General features: G+C 73.1%; 13 protein-coding genes. 1 reads left to right on the forward strand and 12 read right to left on the reverse strand.

What is annotated here, in order from left to right; translation table 11 throughout:
* Positions 1-326: 326 nt before the first annotated feature.
* The 9 genes from tyrS to argC all read right to left on the reverse strand — a co-directional run bounded on the left by tyrS (position 327) and on the right by argC (position 10790).
* Positions 327-1622: a tyrosine--tRNA ligase gene (gene tyrS / locus BRM1_RS04745; RefSeq protein WP_268528823.1), complete on the reverse strand. Its 1296-nt coding sequence runs from the start codon at positions 1620-1622 to the stop codon at positions 327-329.
* A gap of 215 nt (positions 1623-1837) precedes the next feature.
* Positions 1838-3292: an argininosuccinate lyase gene (gene argH / locus BRM1_RS04750; protein WP_160952885.1), complete on the reverse strand. Its 1455-nt coding sequence runs from the start codon at positions 3290-3292 to the stop codon at positions 1838-1840.
* 174 nt (positions 3293-3466) lie between these two features.
* Positions 3467-4666: an argininosuccinate synthase gene (locus tag BRM1_RS04755; RefSeq protein ID WP_268528826.1), complete on the reverse strand. Its 1200-nt coding sequence runs from the start codon at positions 4664-4666 to the stop codon at positions 3467-3469.
* 85 nt (positions 4667-4751) lie between these two features.
* A complete protein-coding gene (locus BRM1_RS04760; protein WP_160952928.1) occupies positions 4752-5279 on the reverse strand; it encodes an arginine repressor in 528 nt (175 codons plus the stop codon).
* On the reverse strand, positions 5276-6214 hold the full coding sequence (gene argF / locus BRM1_RS04765) for an ornithine carbamoyltransferase (RefSeq protein ID WP_268528829.1): 939 nt from the start codon (positions 6212-6214) through the stop codon (positions 5276-5278). Before argF ends, BRM1_RS04760 begins: the two co-directional genes overlap by 4 nt.
* Positions 6211-7467: an acetylornithine transaminase gene (locus tag BRM1_RS04770; protein ID WP_268528831.1), complete on the reverse strand. Its 1257-nt coding sequence runs from the start codon at positions 7465-7467 to the stop codon at positions 6211-6213. Before BRM1_RS04770 ends, argF begins: the two co-directional genes overlap by 4 nt.
* A complete protein-coding gene (gene argB / locus BRM1_RS04775) occupies positions 7460-8548 on the reverse strand; it encodes an acetylglutamate kinase (protein ID WP_268528834.1) in 1089 nt (362 codons plus the stop codon). The genes BRM1_RS04770 and argB overlap by 8 nt, the downstream gene beginning before the upstream one ends.
* Positions 8545-9717: a bifunctional glutamate N-acetyltransferase/amino-acid acetyltransferase ArgJ gene (gene argJ / locus BRM1_RS04780; RefSeq protein ID WP_268528837.1), complete on the reverse strand. Its 1173-nt coding sequence runs from the start codon at positions 9715-9717 to the stop codon at positions 8545-8547. Before argJ ends, argB begins: the two co-directional genes overlap by 4 nt.
* Positions 9714-10790, reverse strand: a complete 1077-nt coding sequence (gene argC / locus BRM1_RS04785) for an N-acetyl-gamma-glutamyl-phosphate reductase (RefSeq protein ID WP_268528840.1) — start codon at positions 10788-10790, stop codon at positions 9714-9716. Before argC ends, argJ begins: the two co-directional genes overlap by 4 nt.
* A gap of 90 nt (positions 10791-10880) precedes the next feature.
* Here argC and BRM1_RS04790 point away from each other — a divergent pair, with 90 nt between their 5' ends.
* On the forward strand, positions 10881-11852 hold the full coding sequence (locus tag BRM1_RS04790) for a quinone oxidoreductase family protein (RefSeq protein WP_268528843.1): 972 nt from the start codon (positions 10881-10883) through the stop codon (positions 11850-11852).
* 109 nt (positions 11853-11961) lie between these two features.
* Here the strand turns inward: BRM1_RS04790 and BRM1_RS04795 are convergent, their stop codons facing one another.
* The 3 genes from BRM1_RS04795 to BRM1_RS04805 form a co-directional block, all read right to left on the reverse strand.
* Positions 11962-12315: a hypothetical protein gene (locus tag BRM1_RS04795; RefSeq protein WP_268528846.1), complete on the reverse strand. Its 354-nt coding sequence runs from the start codon at positions 12313-12315 to the stop codon at positions 11962-11964.
* Between the two features lie 77 nt (positions 12316-12392).
* Entirely contained in the window at positions 12393-14372 is a 1980-nt protein-coding gene (locus BRM1_RS04800; RefSeq protein ID WP_268528848.1) for an ABC1 kinase family protein, read from the reverse strand.
* A 67-nt stretch (positions 14373-14439) separates the two neighbouring features.
* Entirely contained in the window at positions 14440-15258 is an 819-nt protein-coding gene (locus BRM1_RS04805) for an SDR family NAD(P)-dependent oxidoreductase (protein WP_268528851.1), read from the reverse strand.

Raw genomic sequence — 15258 nt, forward strand, 5'->3', positions numbered from 1 at the left:
GTTCTCAAAGAACAGGCACACCAACCCGAGCCCCACACGGCGTGCGAGACCCACAGAAGGATGCCGGGTGCCCCGACTTCCGCTCCACCGGACCCGTGCGGGCCGGTCGCGCTGCTCGAGGCGAACAATCACCTAGCTTAGACCCGATCTTCACTGCGAAGCAAGCCGCTCCGCCGTGACCCTCACCACACACTCCGAAGAAGTGTCATGAGCCCGATCGAAATCCCGCCGCCGCGTTCGGTTTCCCGTCCGCAGCGGCGAGAGACGAATCTACCCCCTCGTGCGGGGCGCGTGCAAATCGGACCGGGGATCGGCCCCGTGCGGCCTCACGCGAACCGCAGCGCGGCCAGGGTCTTCTTCCCGCGGCGCAGCACCGCCACGGCGGACTCCCCCGCGTCGAGGACCCGCTGCGCGTCGATGACAGCGGCATCCGAGTCGACCTTCGCGTTGTTGATGTACGCCCCGCCCTGCTTGATGGCCTGGCGGACTTCGCCCTTGGACTTGAGGCTGCCGGAGCCCGCGAAGGCCTCGACGAAGGCGTCGAGCACGGGGATCCCTGCCGTGAGCGCCGAGCGCGGCAGCCGAGCGGTGGGCAGCGAGTCGACGGCCGCAGAGAGCGTCGCCGGCTCCAGCGCCGCGAGATCGCCCGTGCCGAAGAGCGCATCGGCCGCGGCGAAGGCCTGCGCGGTCGCCTCGGGCCCGTGGACGAGCGCGGTGACCTCCTCGGCCAGCGCCTTCTGCACGAGGCGCGTGTGGGGTGCCGCGCGGAAGGCGGCGATGAGCTGCTCGATCTCCTCCAGCGGGCGCAGGGAGAACACCCGCAGGTAGCCCGGGGCATCCGCATCGGCGGCATTGAGCCAGAACTGGCTGAACGCGTACGGCGAGGTCAGCGCGGAGTCCAACCACACAGTGCCGGACTCCGTCTTGCCGAACTTCGTGCCGTCGGCTTTCGTGATGAGGCGCGTGGACAGCGCGTGCACGTGGCCCTGCTCCACGCGGCGGATGAGGTCCGTGCCGGAGGTGAGGTTGCCCCACTGGTCCGAGCCGCCGGTCTGCAGCGTGCAGCCGTAGCGGCGGTAGAGCTCGAGGTAGTCGTTGCCCTGGAGGATCTGGTAGCTGAACTCGGTGAACGAGATGCCCGACTCGGAGTTCAGGCGGGCGGAGACGGCCTCCTTCGCGAGCATCCGGTTGACGGGGAAGTGCTTGCCGATGTCGCGCAGGAAGTCGATCGCGGAGACCCCGCCGGTCCAGTCGAGGTTGTTGACCATGCGGGCCGCGTGCGGGCCGTCGAAGTCGAGGAACTTCTCCACCTGGCCGCGGATGCGCCCCACCCATTCCGCGACGACCTCGCGGGAGTTGAGGTTGCGCTCGCTGCTCATCCGCGGGTCCCCGATGAGGCCCGTCGCACCGCCCACGAGCGCGAGCGGGTTGTGGCCGGCCAGCTGGAGGCGGCGCGCCACGAGGAGCTGGACGAGGTTGCCCATGTGCAGGCTGGGCGCCGTGGGGTCGAAGCCCACATAGAACGTCAGCGGCCCCGCGTCGAGGTCGCGGCGCAGCGCGTCCTCGTCCGTGGTCTGCGCGACGATGTCGCGGGCCTGGAGGTCGCCGAGGATGTCCGTCACGGTCTGCCTTTCGAAACTGCGCTGGTGAGGATGCGCCCGCTGTCCCCGCGGCTGCGGGGCACGGGCCGGGCGCGCGCCCGCGCCCATCCTAGCGGGGCGCAGCCCGCGCTCTCACCGGCGCCCGAGGCGCGGGCGGCCCGCGCCCTCATCGGCGACCGAGGCGCGGGCGCGGCCGACCTCGCCGGCGCCTCGGGTGCGGTGCAGGCCCTGCCGGCTCAGTCCTCCGAGCCCACCGGCGCGTCAGAGTCCGCCGAGCGCACCGGCGCATCCGCGAACGCGCGCAGCCGCGCGGACTCGGCGCGCGCCCGCTCGAGCTGCGCGTCCACGGCGGAGCGGGCGGTGCCGCCCTTGGCGCTGCGCGAGTCGATGGACCCGCGGGTGGTGAGCACCTCCCGCATGGCCGGGGTGAAGTGCTCGGAGATGCCGGCGTAGTCCTCATCGCTCAGGTCCCACAGCTCGACCCCGCGGGATTCGGCGAGCTGGACGGCCTCCCCGGAGAGCTCGTGGGCGACGCGGAAGGGCACGCCCTGGCGCACGAGCCACTCGGCGACGTCGGTGGCCAGCGCGAAGCCGCGCGGGGCCAGGTGCTCCATCTTCTCCGTGTGGAAGCGCAGCGTGGCGACCATGCCGGTGAAGGCGGGCAGCAGGAGCGTGAGCGTGTCGACCGCGTCGAAGACGGGCTCCTTGTCCTCCTGGAGGTCCCGGTTGTAGGCCAGCGGCAGGCCCTTGAGGGTGGCGAGCAGGCCCGCCAGGTCGCCGATGATCCGGCCGGACTTGCCGCGGGTGAGCTCCGCGACGTCCGGATTCTTCTTCTGCGGCATGATCGACGAGCCGGTGGAGAAGCGGTCGTCCAGGACGGCGAAGGAGAACTCGTTCGTCGCCCAGACGATGATCTCCTCGCTGGGGCGGGAGAGGTCGATGCCGATCATCGCCGCCACGAAGAGGAACTCCGCGAACACATCGCGCGAGGCCGTGCCGTCGATCGAGTTCTCCACCGCGCCGGCGAACCCGAGCTCCGCGGCCACGGCCTCCGGGTCCAGGCCGAGCGAGGAGCCGGCGAGCGCCCCGGACCCGTAGGGCGAGAGCGCCGCGCGGCGGTCGAAGTCGACGAGGCGCTCGACGTCGCGCATGAGCGGCCACGCGTGGGCGAGGAGGTGGTGGGCCAGCAGCACCGGCTGGGCGTGCTGGAGGTGGGTGCGCCCGGGCATGGGCACGTCCCGGTGCGCCTCGGCCTGGTCGATGAACGCATCGACGGCATCGAGGACGCCGCCGGCGAGCGTGCGCGCGGCGTCGCGCAGGTACATGCGGCCCAGCGTCGCGATCTGGTCGTTGCGCGAGCGGCCCGCGCGCAGCTTGCCGCCCAGGTCCGCACCGGCGATCTCGAGCAGCCCCCGCTCGAGCGCCGAGTGGACGTCCTCATCGGCCTGCGCGGCGGTGAACGCCCCGCTCACCACCCGGTCCTCGAGCGTGTTGAGCGCCGTGAGCATCCCGGCCAGCTCCGCGTCGTCGAGCAGCCCCGCGGTGTGTAGCACGCGGGCGTGGGCGCGCGAGCCCGCGATGTCGTAGCGGGCGAAGCGCCAGTCGAAGTCCGTGGACTTCGACAGCTGGGCGAGCGCGTCGTCGGGGCCGTCGGCGAAGCGGCCGCCCCACAGGCTGATGCGATCGGACACGGGGCTCTCCTTGGGTTCGCGGAACGCGGGTGCTCGGACTGCTGGGTGCGCGGATGCCTCCGCGCGCGGAACGCTGGGTGCGCGTGCGGCCAGGCGGGCTCTGCCGCCTGGCAGCGCCCGCCTGTGCCGCCGAGGCGCGGGCCGGGTCTGCCCGGCCCGCTCCTCGGGCGCGGTTCAGCCGCGGCGCTGGTTGCGCGCCGTGGCCTGCTTCGAGGACAGCCCGTAGATGTCGATGAAGCCGCGGGCTGCGGACTGGTCGAAGGACTGGCCCTCGTCGTAGGTCGCGAGGTTGAAATCGTACAGCGAGTCATCCGAGCGGCGCCCGGTGACGGTGGCCCGCCCACCGTGCAGCGTCATGCGGATCTCACCGGAGACGTGCTCCTGGCTGTCGTCAATGAACGCGTCGAGGGAGTCCTTGAGCTCGGAGTACCACTGGCCGTCGTAGACGAGCTCGGTCCAGCGCTGGTCGACGAGCTTCTTGAAGCGGGCCTGCTCGCGCTCGAGCGTGATGTTCTCCAGCTCCCGGTGCGCGGCGATGAGCGCCATGGCGCCCGGCGCCTCGTAGACCTCGCGGCTCTTGATGCCCACGAGCCGGTCCTCGACGATGTCGATGCGCCCGATCCCCTGGGCGCCGGCGCGCTGGTTGAGCTGCTCGATGGCCTGCAGGGGGGTGACGGGGGCGCCGTCGATCGCGACGGGGATGCCGCGCGCGAACGCGATCGTCACCTCGTCGGCCGGCGGGGGGAACTCCGGATCGTCGGTGTAGTCGTAGACGTCCTTCGTGGGGCCGTTCCAGATGTCCTCGAGGAAGCCGGTCTCCACGGCGCGGCCCCAGACGTTCTGGTCGATGGAGAACGGGTTGTTCTTCGTCGTGACGATGGGCAGGTCGTTGCGCTGGGCGTACTCGATGGCCGCCTCGCGGGTCAGCGCCAGGTCCCGCACCGGGGCGATGCACGTGAGGTCCGGGGCGAGCGACGTGATCGCGACCTCGAAGCGGACCTGGTCGTTGCCCTTGCCGGTGCAGCCGTGCGCCACCGTGCCCGCGCCGTACTGGCGGGCCGCGGCCACGAGGTGCTTGGCGATGAGCGGGCGGGAGAGGGCGGAGACGTTGGGGTAGGCGTCCATGTAGAGCGTGTTGGCCTTGAGCCCGCGCATGCAGTACTCCTCGGCGAACTCATCGCGGGCATCGGCGACGTAGGCCTCCACGGCGCCGCAGCCAAGTGCGCGCTGGCGGATCGTCTCGAGGTCCTCCCCGCCCTGGCCGACGTCGACGGCCATGGCGACGACCTCGGCCCCGGTGGCCTCCTGGATCCAGCCGATGGCCACGGAGGTGTCGAGTCCGCCCGAGTAGGCGAGCACGATGCGTTCTGTCATGGTGGTTCTTCTCCTTCGTCCGTGCGTGGGAAATCCTGGGGTGTGCGGCGCCTGAGCCGCGTCCGGCGGTTCAGGCGCGGGCGGGTCAGCCGCGTCCGGTGGCGAGTTCGATGAGGGTCTCAGCGAGCTTCGCGCCGCCCTCCTCGTCGACCGCGATGATGAGGACGGTGTCGTCCCCGGCGATCGTGCCCATGACCGCGGGCAGCGACGAGTGGTCGAGCGAGGACGCGAGGTACTGCGCGGCCCCCGGCGGGGTGCGCAGCACGACGAAGTTCCCGGAGGCCACCGCGGAGACGAGCAGCTCCTCGAGAAGACGGTGGAGGCGGGCGTCGAGGACCTCGGCCCCCATCCCCTGCTGGGGCGTGCGGTCCCCGCCCTCGCCCGGAACAGCGTAGACCGAGCCGTCCGCGGTGCGCACCTTGACGGCGGCGAGCTCGACGAGATCGCGCGACAGGGTTGCCTGCGTCACGGTCACGCCGGCCTGCGCAAGCCGGTCGACGAGCTCGGACTGCGAATGGACCCGGTTGCGCCGGATGATGTCCGCGAGCAGCTGCTGGCGGGCGGTCTTCGTCGCGGGGCTCTCGCAGCCGCGCTGGGGCGCGGCCGCGCTCATGATCGCTCCCGCAGCCACGTCATGAGCGCCTTCTGGGCGTGCACGCGGTTCTCCGCCTCGTCGAAGACGACGGAGCGGGGGCCGTCGATGACGGTGGCTGCGACCTCCTTTCCGCGGTAGGCGGGCAGGCAGTGGAGGAAGATCGGGTCGCGGCCGGCGGCCATGAGCTCCTCGGTCACCTGGTAGGCGGTGAACGGCGAGGCGGCGTCGTCGCGGCCCGCGTGGTCCTGGCCCATCGAGACCCACGTGTCCGTCACGAGGACGTCTGCGCCCTGCGCGGCCCGCACCGGGTCCGCGGTCACGGCGGCCGAGCCGCCGGTGGCCGCGGCGATCTCCTGGGCGCGGGCGAGCACCTGCGGGTCCGGCTGGTGGCCGTCCGGGGCCGCAATGCGCACGTCCATGCCCGCGGTGGCGCCGGCCAGCAGGTAGGAGTGGGCCATGTTGTTCGCCCCGTCGCCGAAGTAGCTCAGCGCCAGCCCGGCCAGCCCGTTGCCCTGCCCGGTGCCGCGGTGCTCGCGGATCGTGAGCAGGTCGGCGAGGAGCTGGCAGGGGTGGAAGTCATCGGAGAGCGCGTTGATGATGGGGATCGTCGCGTGGGCGGCCATCTCCTCGAGGCCCGCCTGCGCATAGGTCCGCCACGCGATCGTCGCGACCATGCGGCTGAGCACCTGGGCGGAGTCCGCGATCGACTCCTTGTGGCCCAGCTGCGACTCGCCGGGGTTGATGATGAGCGGGCTGCCGCCCAGCTCCGCGACGCCCGCGGCAAAGGACACGCGGGTGCGGGTCGAGGTCTTGTCGAAGACGATCGCGACGGTCTCCGGGCCCTCGAACGGGCGCGCGGAGTACGGCGCGGCCTTGAGGCGGGCGGCCAGGTCGAGCACCTCGGCCTGCTCGTCCGGGCTCAGGTCGTCGTCGCGCAGGAAGTGACGGGTCATGCTGCGGCCTCCTTCTCCTTGTCCTTCGCCCGCCGGGCGGCTGCGGCGATGATGTCCGGCAGGGCGGCGGTGAACGCGTCGAGCTGCTCGGCGCTCACGATGAGCGGCGGGGCGAGCCGGACGCGGTGCGCGCTCACGGCGTTGCAGATGAAGCCCGCCTCCAGCGCCGCGGCCACGACGTCGTGCGAGTCGAGCTCCGGCAGCTCGAACGCGCGCAGCAGGCCCGCGCCGGACACGGCGGTCACGCCGTCGGCCTTCATGAGGGCCGAGGCGAGCCGCTCCCCCAGGTCCTGGGCTGCGGCGACGAGCCCGTCGCGCTCGATGACGTCGAGCACGGCCCCGGCCGCGGCGGTGACGATGGGGTTGCCGGCGAACGTCGAGCCGTGCTGGCCCGGCTGCAGGAGGTGCGCGGCGCTGGAGCCGAACGCGATCGTCGCGCCGATCGGCAGGCCCCCGCCCAGCCCCTTGGCCAGCGTCACGACATCCGGGACGATCCCCTCGCCGATGTCCGGGCGCTGCAAGGCGAACCAGGCACCGCAGCGGCCGATGCCGGTCTGGACCTCGTCGAGCACGAGCAGGGCGCCGGCCTCCCGCGTGGCCTCGCGGGCGGCCCGCAGATAGCCGGCGGGGTGGTTGCGCACACCGCCCTCGCCCTGGATGGGCTCGACGATGACGGCCTGGCACGTCTCGTCCACCGCGGCCCGCAGCGCCGCCTCGTCGCCGAACGGGACGAACCGGATGCCGGGCACGCCGGGCTCGAACGGCGCCCGGAACGCCTCCTTCGAGGTCATGGCGAGCGCGCCCATGGTGCGGCCGTGGAACGAGCCCTCGACGGCGACGATGGTGGTGCGCGGCGCGCCGCCGGGGCCGGCGGGCACGCGCCGGGCCATCTTGAGCGCGGCCTCGTTGGCCTCGGCCCCGGAATTGCAGAAGTAGACCGCGGAGCCGGCGGGCGCCTCGGCGAGGGCGAGCAGCCGGCCGGCCAGCGCGATCTGGGGCTCCGAGGCGAAGTAGTTCGAGATCTGGCCGAGCGTGGCGGCCTGCTCGCTCACGGCGCGCACGTAGTCCGGGTGGGCGTGCCCGAGCGCGTTGACCGCGATCCCGGCGAGCAGGTCGAGGTATTCGCGGCCCTCGGCGTCCCACACGCGGGCACCACTGCCGTGGGTGAGCAGGCGCTGCGGGCGGCCGAGCGCGGGCAGCAGCGCTGCTTCGTGGGCGGTCCGCCAGGTCTCGGCGGGAGCGGGCTCAGCCATGGGGTGCCTCCTGCGGGGCGGTGATCGGATCGGTGGGCTGGGTGCGGGCAGCCGCGCTCTCCGCGGCGGGGTCCGAGGCGCCCGCCGCGCCGTGCCCGCCGTGGTCCTCGACCGCGCCGTGGCCGGGCTCGCGGTGGGTCCGCAGCCGGGCGCCCGGGGCCTGCACCATCGTGCCGATCCCCTGGTCGGTGAAGACCTCGAGGAGCACGGAGTGCGCGGTGCGGCCGTCGATGATGTGCGCCTGCGTGACACCGTGGTCGACGGCCTCGAGAGCGGCGGTCATCTTGGGGATCATCCCGGAGTCCAGACTGGGCAGGAGGGCCCGCAGCTCGTCCGGGGAGATCCGGGAGATGAGGCTGTCGCGGTCCGGCCAGTTCGCGTAGACCCCGGGCACGTCGGTGAGCACGATGAGCTTGTCCGCGCGCATGTGGCGGGCGATGGCCGCCGCGGCCAGGTCCGCGTTGACGTTGAGCGGCTGGTCCGGAGCCCCGCGGCGCTCCGCGGCGATCGAGCACACGACCGGGACGCGGCCGGCGTCGAGCAACTCGTCGAGCACCGAGGTGTTGACCTCGACGATGCGGCCCACGCGGCCCAGGTCGACCAGCTGGCCGCCGTCCTCGACGGTGAGCGGCTCCCCGAGCATGAGGTCCGCGTCCTCGCCGGAGAGGCCCACGGCGTTCGAGCCGTTCTGGTTGATCCGGGCGACGATGTCCCGGTTGACCTGGCCGGAGAGGACCATCCGGGCGACCTGCGCGGCCTCCGGGGAGGTCACCCGCTGGCCGGCGCGGAATTCGGACTCGATGCCGAGGCGCTCGAGCATCGCGTTGATCTGCGGGCCGCCGCCGTGGACGACGATGGGCCGAATGCCCGCGAAGCGGAGGAAGGCGATGTCATCGGCGAAGCTCTGCTGGAGCTCGTGGGAGACCATCGCGTTGCCGCCGTACTTGATGACGATCGTGGCGCCGGCGAAGGCCTTGATCCAGGGCAGCGCCTCGGTGAGCACCTCTGCCTTGGCCTGCGCGCGGGCAAGCCGCTCGGCGGGGCTGGGCTCGTGGGGCTCGGCGGTCGTGTTGTATCTCATGTCGCGTACGCGCTGTTCTCTTCGACGTAGTCGTGGGTGAGGTCGGAGGTGAGGATGGTGGCGGCGGCGCCCCCCGTGTGGAGGTCGACGCGCACGTCCACCCGGCGGGCGAAGACGACCTCGGCGGGGTCGGCGTGCGGGGCGGAGCCGAGGCACACCTGCACCCCGTTGATCGCCACGTCGATGTTCTGCGGGTCGAACTGCGCGTCGGTCGTGCCCACCTGGGCGACGACGCGGCCCCAGTTGGGGTCCTCGCCGAAGATCGCGGCCTTGAACAGGTTGGACCGGGCGATCGCGCGGGCGACCGCCACCGCGTCCTCCTCCGTGGCCGCCCCCGCGACCTCGATTGCGATGTCGTGGTGGGCTCCCTCGGCATCGCGGTGGAGCTGGCCCGCCAGGTCCGCGCAGGCGTCGGCGAGAGCGCGGGCGAAGGCCGCCTCGTCCACGGCGGCGCCGTCGCCCTCGGCGCCCTCGCCCGAGGACAGGAGGACGACGGTGTCGTTCGTGGACATGCACCCGTCCGTGTCGAGCCGGTCGAACGTCGCGGCGGTGGCCGCGCGCAGCGCCGCATCGAGCTGCCCGGAGCTCAGCGGCGCATCGGTGGTGAGCACGACGAGCATCGTGGCCAGCGCCGGGGCGAGCATGCCGGCGCCCTTGGCCATGCCCCCGATCCGGAAGCCGGGGCCATCGAGTGCCACCGTCTTGGGCACGGTGTCCGTCGTCATGATCGCCCGGGCCGCGGCCTGGCCCGCCGCCGGGGTCCCTGCCAGGTCCGCCGCCAGGCCGGGGAGGGCCGCGAGGATCTTCGCGCGGAAGTCCTCGCCGCCCACGCCGATGAGGCCGGTGGAGCACACGACGACGTCCTGGGCCGAGGCGCCCACGAGCTCCGCGGTCTCCTCGGCGGTCTGGTGGGAGGTCTGGAAGCCGAACGCTCCCGTGTAGCAGTTGGCCCCGCCCGAGTTGAGGACGACGGCGCGGGCACGGCCGTCCGCGGTCGCCTGCTCGCTCCACAGGACGGGGTTGGCCTTGCACCGGTTGGCCGTGTAGACGGCCGCGACGGCATCGCTGCGGCCGGTGTTGACGACGAGCGCCAGGTCCGGGGTGCCGCTGGGCTTGAGGCCGGCGGTCGCGGCCGCGGCGGCGAAGCCGCGGGGGTGGGTCGTGCTCATGGCGCGACTCCTTCCGTGGGCAGGGACAGGGCCTCGGGCAGGCCGAGGGCCAGGTGCGCGGACTGCAGGGCCTGGCCAGCGGTGCCGCGGACGAGGTTGTCCAGCGCCACGCAGACGAGTGCCGTGCCGGCCGCCGGATCGACGGCGGCCTGGAGCTGCGCCTCGTTGGACCCGACCGTGGCGCCGGTGTGGGGCCACTGCCCCTCGGGCAGCACGCGCACGAAGGGCTCATCGGCGTACGCCGCGGCCAGGGCGGCGCGCACGGCCCCGTGGTCGTCGAGCGCGGCGCCCGCCAGCGGGGCGGTGATGGTCGCGAGGATCCCGCGGGCCATGGGCACGAGGGTGGGGGTGAAGGAGATCCTCACCCCGGTGTCGTCGGCCGGGCGCCCGAGGACGGCGTTGAGGTTCTGGATGATCTCCGGGACGTGCCGGTGGGTGCCGGCGGTGCCGTAGGGGCTGGCCCCGCCCAGCACCTCGGCGGCCATGAGGTGGGGCTTAGGCGCCTTGCCGGCCCCGGAGACGCCGTTGGCCAGCACGGCGGTGAGATGCGCTTCGTCGATGAGCCCCGCGGCGATGAGCGGCTGCAGGCCGAGCGTGACGGCGGTGACGTTGCAGCCCGGCACGGCGATGCGGCGGGCGGCGGCGAGCCGCTCGCGCTGACTGCCCTGCGCGGTCATGAGCTCGGGCAGGCCGTAGGTCCAGGTCCCGGGGTGCGCGCTGCCGTAGAAGCGCTCCCACGCCTGCGCGGAGACGAGCCGGTGGTCGGCGGCGAGGTCGACGATGAGCGTCTGCGGGCTCGTGGCCTCGAGTTCGGCCGCGATCCGGCCGGAGGCCCCGTGGGGCAGGGCGAGGACGGCGACGTCGTGGCCCGCGAGGCTCTGGGCGGTGGACTCCCCGATCACCATGTCGGCGAAGGCGCCGAGGCGGGGCTGGTGCTCCCCCATCGTGGAACCGGCGGACGCGTGGCCGAGGACGGCGGTAACGTGGAGTTCCGGGTGGTGGGCGAGGAGCCGCAGCACCTCCGACCCGGCATAGCCCGTGGCACCGGAGACCGCGACTGTGAACCCACTCATTTGAATAACTATACATAGATCTCGAGTTTTATTCACATCGGCCCCCTTGCCGGTGAGGCGCGCGGCAGGCCCGCGGGACAGGAGCACCCCATGCACGCAGTCCAGGCGATGAGGGCCGGCGGCCCCGAGGTCCTCGAGTACCGCGAGGTCCCCGACCCCGAGCCCCAGGCCGGCGAGGTGCTCGTCGAGGTCAAAGCGGCCGGCATCAACTTCATCGACACCTACCGCCGCAGCGGGGTCTACCCCATGGAGTTCCCCCACACGGTGGGCGTCGAGGGTTCCGGCGTCGTCCGGGCCCTGGGCGAGGGCGTCACGCAGGTCGCCGTGGGCGACCGGGTGGCCTGGCACAACGCCCACGGCTCGTACGCCGAGCTCGTGTGCGTGAGCGCCGACGAGCTCATGCGCGTGCCCGACTCCGTGGGCTTCGAGACCGCGGCCGCGATCCCCATGCAGGGCCTGACCTCGCAGTACCTCGCAACCGGGTCCCACCGCATCGAGGCCGGTCAGACCGCCCTCATCCACGCGGCGGCCGGCGGGGTGGGCCTCATCCTCACCCAGTTCGTCAAGCACCTGGGCGGCCGCGTGATCGGCACCGTTTCCACCCAGGAGAAGGCGGAGCTGGCCCGCGCCGCCGGCGCGGACGAGGTCTTCCTCTACGGTCCCGACGTCGACATCGCGGCGACGGTCCGCGAACTCACGGGCGGCGAGGGCGTCGACGTCGCCTACGACGGCGTCGGCAAGGACACGTTCGATGCGTCGCTGGCCTCCCTCCGGGTCCGCGGCTCCATGGTGCTCTTCGGCGGCGCGTCGGGCCAGGTGCCCCCGTTCGACATCCAGCGCCTCAACTCCGAGGGCGGCCTCTTCCTCTCCCGCCCCTCGCTCGTGTGGTTCACCCGCACGCCCGAGGAGCTGGCCGAGCGCTCGGCCATGGTCATGGAGGGCCTGGAGCAGGGCTGGCTCGACTTCCGGGTGGGCACGGCCTTCCCGCTGGCGCAGGCGGCCGAGGCCCACCGGGCACTCGAGGGGCGCCAGACCACCGGCAAGGTCGTGCTCACGGTCTGAGGCCGGCGGCGCGCCGATCGGCCGGGAGGGCCCGCTCGCCTTACTCGCCGCGCCGCGCGCCCTCCCGGGCGCGCGGCGACGGGGTGCGAGCCGGCTCCCCGGTCGCGTATCACACGACGGCGATCATCGCCGCCTGGGCGGCGATGCGCACCGGTGTGAGTTCGGGCGGCAGGCCCGCGCCCTGGAGCTGCGCGGGGCGGACGACCTGCCGCACCGCCGCCGGCAGCGAGCCGGCGAGGACGGCCACGGCCGGCCAGCGGGCGCGCCGGCGCAGTGCGGGCACCACCAGCGCCACCCCGATGGCGCCGAGCGCGGCCGCCATCGCCGCCTGGATGCGGCGCGCCGCAGCCGGCGACCGCACGGGCACGAGCTCGACGAACACCTCGCGCTTGGCGCACTGCAGCGAGCTGGCCCCGATGAACGCGATTCCGGCGGCCCTGCTGACCGACGTGCGCGCGACCATCTCGTTCTCCTTCTGTCCAGCACAGCTTCTGTCCAACACAGCCGCCTGCGGCCGTGGAGTGGGGGCGGCGGCCCGGTCTAGAGCGACCGGTTCTTCAGCGACGGCGCCAGCACGATCGCGGCGAGGGTGCAGCCGCCCAGCAGGATCCAGCCGCCGAAGTACGTGAAGAGCTTGAGCTCGCTCGTGAGCTGTGGGCCGAAGTTCGCGGCCATCATGACGACGCCGCCCAGGATGAGCGCGGTGGACAGGACCACCTGGACGAGGCTGTCGACGAGCGAGCGGACGAGCTCCTTGATGGAGTCGAGGCCCAGGCCGCTCGTGCCGATGTCGAGCGTGCCGTCCTCGAGGTGCTGAACGACGCGGGAGACGCGGGCGGGGAATTCCGCGAAGAGCGGGGCCGTCGTCGCGGCGTAGAGCTTGGCGTCCTCGATGGTCCCGCTCATGCTGCGGGTCTCCGCGAGGAGGCCCTCCCCGTGCTCGCGGACGAGGTCGAGGAGGTCGAGCTGGGGGTCGAGGAGCTTGAGGCTGCCCTCGAGCGTGCTGATCGCGCGGAACGCGGTGGCGATCGTCGAGGGCATCGCGAAGCCGTGGTCGACGAAGAACTCGATGAGCTGGCTGAACAGCGCGGAGTAGCCGCCCGGCGCGGTCTGGAACTGCATCATGATCTGCCCGACATCGCGCTGCAGCTCGCGCACGTCGACGCCCACGGGGGCGCCCAGCATGTCGAGCACCGCGGAGGTCGCGGCCTGCGAGTTCTGCTGCTCGAAGGCGACGAGGAGGATCGCGACATCGCGCCGGTCGCGCTTGTCGAGGCGGCCCACCGCCCCGAAGTCGATGAGGCCGGCGCGGCCGCCCCCGTCGATGATGATGTTGCCGGCATGCAGGTCCGCGTGGAAGATCCCGGTCGTGAGCACCTGGCGCGCGACGATCTCGAACAGCTGCTCGGCGAGGTCGCGGCGGGCCAGCGCCGAGAGCCTGTCCAGGCGGGCGCCCGCCCGGGCGAGCGGCACGCCCTCGATCCGCTCGAGGACGAGCACCGTGGGCCCGGAGAGCTCGGTGTAGACCTCCGGGATGCGCACGAGCGAGTCGTCGTGGGCGATGTCGGCCCGGCGCAGTGCGATCGTCTGCGCGGCCTCGCCCCGGTAGTCGAGCTCCGCGGCCAGGGAATCGACGAACGCGGCGGCGAGCTTGACGATGCCGACCTTGCGCGCCCAGCCCGCGCGCCGCTCGACCTGCTGGGCGAGCGTGAGCACGATGTCCGAGTCCGCGCGCACCTGCCGGCGCAGCTTGGGCCGCTGGACCTTGACCACCACCTCGGCACCGTCGAACATGACGGCCCGGTGGACCTGGGCGACGGAGGCAGCGGCCAGCGGGACCGTGTCGAACTCCGCGAAGACCTCGTCGACGGGCCTGCCCCACGCGCGCACGAGCTCGGGCTCGAGCTGGGAGAACGGCACCGGGGGCACCTCGGACTGCAGCTTGGAGAACTCCTCGACGAACTCGATGGGCACCATGTCCGCGCGGGTGGCGATGAATTGGCCGAGCTTGACGAACGTCACGCCCGCGGCGGCGAACGCCTCCGCGGTCGTCTTCGCGATCTCGCGGCGGTTGAGGCGCAGGGAGGGCAGGCGCGGGCGCAGGTAGCGGCCCAGCCCGAACTTCAGCAGGATCCGCTGGATCTGGATGAGCCGCCGGACCCGCCGGTACCAGGTGGGCAGCCGGCTGGCCGAGCGCGCGACGGTCGTGAACGACCCCGAGGGCACCACGAGCTCGATGGCCAGGAGGACGAACATCTGGACGACGATGAACCAGCCGTAGAGCAGGAGGAAGACCATCGCCGCCTGGAAGCCCAGGCCCACCCAGGGCACGGCGCCGTGATCGGTGATGCCGAGGATCGAGAACGCCTGCAGCGTGATGGGCCACAGCGACAGGCCGATGACGAGGGAGACGACGGTGTTGCGCACCCAGCCCGTGCCCACCGTGATGACCCGGCGGACCAGCACCCCCACGACGACGGCGTTGATGAGGCCCAGCAGGATCGTCCAGAGCAGGTTCACGCAGGCTCCCTCTTCTCAGCTCGCGGCCACGCCCAGCCTACGGCACGCACCGGGCGCGCCCGGCGGGTCACATCTCCACGGTGGCCCGGCGCAGGCCGGCGGGCAGGGGCCCGGCGGTCGCGCGGCGCGCCAGCGACTCCGGTGTGTCGAGGCCGGCGCGCACATAGCGGCCGGACCACGCGTCGAGCTCTCCGCCCGCCAGGGCGAGCGCGAGCGCCGCGACCTCCGCCGGGTCCGTCCACTCGGTGCGCTCGGCGTGGACGGGCATCGATCCTGTCATGTCGGAGCGGATGACGCCGGGGCTGAGCTCGAAGATCCGCAGGCCGCGGTCGAACCCGTAGTGCTGGACGGAGTCCGCGAGCCGGAAGAGCGCGAGCTTCGAGGCCGAGTACGCCGCGTAGGCGTTCGTGCCCTGCGCCCCGGACCCGGAGTTGAGGTCGATGATGCGCGCGGGCCGGCCGGTGGCCTCGGCCGTGGCCAGCAAAAGCGGCGCCAGGGCGTTGACGACCAGCAGCGGGCCGGCCACATTGGCCGCGACGACCGCGGCCAAGGACGCGGGATCGGCCTCCCAGACGGGGCCCTCCGTGGACTCGATGCGCCCGGCGTTGTTGACGAGCACCCGCAGCCGCGCGCCCAGGGCCTCCTGCGCCTCGTCGACCCGCGCGGCCAGGGCCGCGACGGAGGCCGGGTCGCCCGCATCGAGCGCGGCGCCGCTCACCCGCCCGGCCGTGTCCGCGGCCAGCTCGGCCGCGGCCGCCGAGGCGCGCTGGCCGTCGGTGGCCGTGAGGAGGACCGCATAGCCGGCCCGGGCGAAGGCGTCCGCGAGGTGGCGGCCGATGCCGCGCGCACCACCGGTGATGACGGCGAGGTCCTGCCCGTGGTCCAT

Source organism: Brevibacterium sp. BRM-1 (genome assembly GCF_026802075.1).
In the GTDB taxonomy this organism is placed as follows: domain Bacteria; phylum Actinomycetota; class Actinomycetes; order Actinomycetales; family Brevibacteriaceae; genus Brevibacterium; species Brevibacterium rongguiense.

What these genes read in the sequence shown, in the direction of transcription:
- BRM1_RS04795 (WP_268528846.1), bottom strand. Translation starts at nt 12,315, where the DNA reads ATGGTCGCGCGCACGTCGGTCAGCAGGGCCGCCGGAATCGCGTTCATC.
- BRM1_RS04790 (WP_268528843.1), top strand. Translation starts at nt 10,881, where the DNA reads ATGCACGCAGTCCAGGCGATGAGGGCCGGCGGCCCCGAGGTCCTCGAG.
- argB (WP_268528834.1), bottom strand. Translation starts at nt 8,548, where the DNA reads ATGAGATACAACACGACCGCCGAGCCCCACGAGCCCAGCCCCGCCGAG.
- argF (WP_268528829.1), bottom strand. Translation starts at nt 6,214, where the DNA reads ATGACCCGTCACTTCCTGCGCGACGACGACCTGAGCCCGGACGAGCAG.
- argC (WP_268528840.1), bottom strand. Translation starts at nt 10,790, where the DNA reads ATGAGTGGGTTCACAGTCGCGGTCTCCGGTGCCACGGGCTATGCCGGG.
- BRM1_RS04760 (WP_160952928.1), bottom strand. Translation starts at nt 5,279, where the DNA reads ATGAGCGCGGCCGCGCCCCAGCGCGGCTGCGAGAGCCCCGCGACGAAG.
- BRM1_RS04805 (WP_268528851.1), bottom strand. Translation starts at nt 15,258, where the DNA reads ATGGACCACGGGCAGGACCTCGCCGTCATCACCGGTGGTGCGCGCGGC.
- BRM1_RS04755 (WP_268528826.1), bottom strand. Translation starts at nt 4,666, where the DNA reads ATGACAGAACGCATCGTGCTCGCCTACTCGGGCGGACTCGACACCTCC.
- BRM1_RS04770 (WP_268528831.1), bottom strand. Translation starts at nt 7,467, where the DNA reads ATGGCTGAGCCCGCTCCCGCCGAGACCTGGCGGACCGCCCACGAAGCA.
- argJ (WP_268528837.1), bottom strand. Translation starts at nt 9,717, where the DNA reads ATGAGCACGACCCACCCCCGCGGCTTCGCCGCCGCGGCCGCGACCGCC.